Origin of the sequence: Paracholeplasma manati (genome assembly GCF_025742995.1) — a bacterium.
In the GTDB taxonomy this organism is placed as follows: domain Bacteria; phylum Bacillota_I; class Bacilli_A; order Acholeplasmatales; family UBA5453; genus Paracholeplasma; species Paracholeplasma manati.
The window spans coordinates 1-1,661 of record NZ_JAOVQM010000019.1 but is presented as its reverse complement, the minus strand read 5'-3'; the positions used below and the strand labels follow the sequence as shown (position 1 = coordinate 1,661).

Genomic DNA, 1,661 nt, shown 5'->3' with positions numbered 1-1,661 from the left:
TTATGACTTCTTAAGTCATGTTTTCCTTAGAAAGGAGGTGATCCATCCCCACGTTCCCGTAGGGATACCTTGTTACGACTTAACCCCAATCATTGATCCTACCTTAGACGGCTCCCTCCTTGCGGTTAGGCCACCGGCGTTGGGTATTATCAACTTTCGTGGTTTGACGGGCGGTGTGTACAAACCCCGAGAACGTATTCACCGCAGCATGCTGATCTGCGATTACTAGCGATTCCGACTTCATGTAGTCGAGTTGCAGACTACAATCTGAACTGAGACTGCTTTTATGAGTTTTGCTCCACATCACTGCTTCGCTTCTCTTTGTTTCAGCCATTGTATGACGTTTGTAGCCCAGGTCATAAGGGGCATGATGATTTGACGTCATCCCCACCTTCCTCCAGTTTATCACTGGCAGTCTCGCTAGAGTCCCCAACTGAATGATGGTAACTAGCAATAAGGGTTGCGCTCGTTGCGGGACTTAACCCAACATCTCACGACACGAGCTGACGACAACCATGCACCACCTGTACATCTGTTAACCTCCACTATATCTCTATAGCTTTGCAGAGTATGTCAAGACCTGGTAAGGTTTTTCGCGTATCTTCGAATTAAACAACATCATCCACCGCTTGTGCGGGGTCCCGTCAATTCCTTTGAGTTTCATACTTGCGTACGTACTACTCAGGCGGAGTACTTAATATGTTAACTACAGCACTGGGTTCCCCCAACACTTAGTACTCATCGTTTACGGCGTGGACTACCAGGGTATCTAATCCTGTTTGCTCCCCACGCTTTCGTGCCTCAGCGTCAGTATAGACCCAGCAAGCCGCCTTCGCCACTGGTGTTCCTCCATATATTTACGCATTTTACCGCTACACATGGAATTCCACTTGCCTCTATCTATCTCTAGTCCGCCAGTTTCTAAAGCATCACAAGGTTGAGCCTTGAACTTACACCTTAGACTTAACAGACCGCCTACGCACCCTTTACGCCCAATAATTCCGGATAACGCTTGCCCCCTATGTATTACCGCGGCTGCTGGCACATAGTTAGCCGGGGCTTATTCATTGAGTACCGTCACGGTTAGGTCATTTCCTACCCAACCCATTCTTCCTCAATAAAAGAACTTTACATACCGAAATACTTCTTCATTCACGCGGCGTTGCTCGGTCAGGGTTTCCCCCATTGCCGAAAATTCCCTACTGCTGCCTCCCGTAGGAGTTTGGGCCGTGTCTCAGTCCCAATGTGGCCGTTCGACCTCTCAGTCCGGCTACGCATCATCGCCTTGGTAGGCCTCTACCCCACCAACTAGCTAATGCGCCGCAGGTCTTTCTCTAAGCATGGCTGTAAAGCCCTTTTAAATCATCAGAGATGCCTCCAATGATCCTATCCAGTTTTAGCGACCGTTTCCAGTCGTTATCCTCGTCTTAGAGGTAAGTTACCTACGTGTTACTCACCCGTTCGCCACTCACTATTGCTAGTGCGTTCGACTTGCATGTATTAGGCACGCCGCCAGCGTTCATCCTGAGCCAGGATCAAACTCTCCAAATTATATTTGAATTGTAAGAATTAGCTCTTATCTTTTTTTATTCTAAGCTTTCATTAGAATTGCTTTTTGTTTTATTCTTTATACACTCATCATCATTCAGTTTTCAAAGACC

At 47.3% G+C, this 1,661-nt stretch carries 1 rRNA gene; it reads right to left on the bottom strand.

Annotated features, from left to right (window positions below):
• Window positions 1-30 precede the first annotated feature (30 nt).
• Window positions 31-1,551: ribosomal RNA gene (locus N7548_RS08800) — 16S ribosomal RNA — on the bottom strand.
• Window positions 1,552-1,661: the final 110 nt, after the last annotated feature.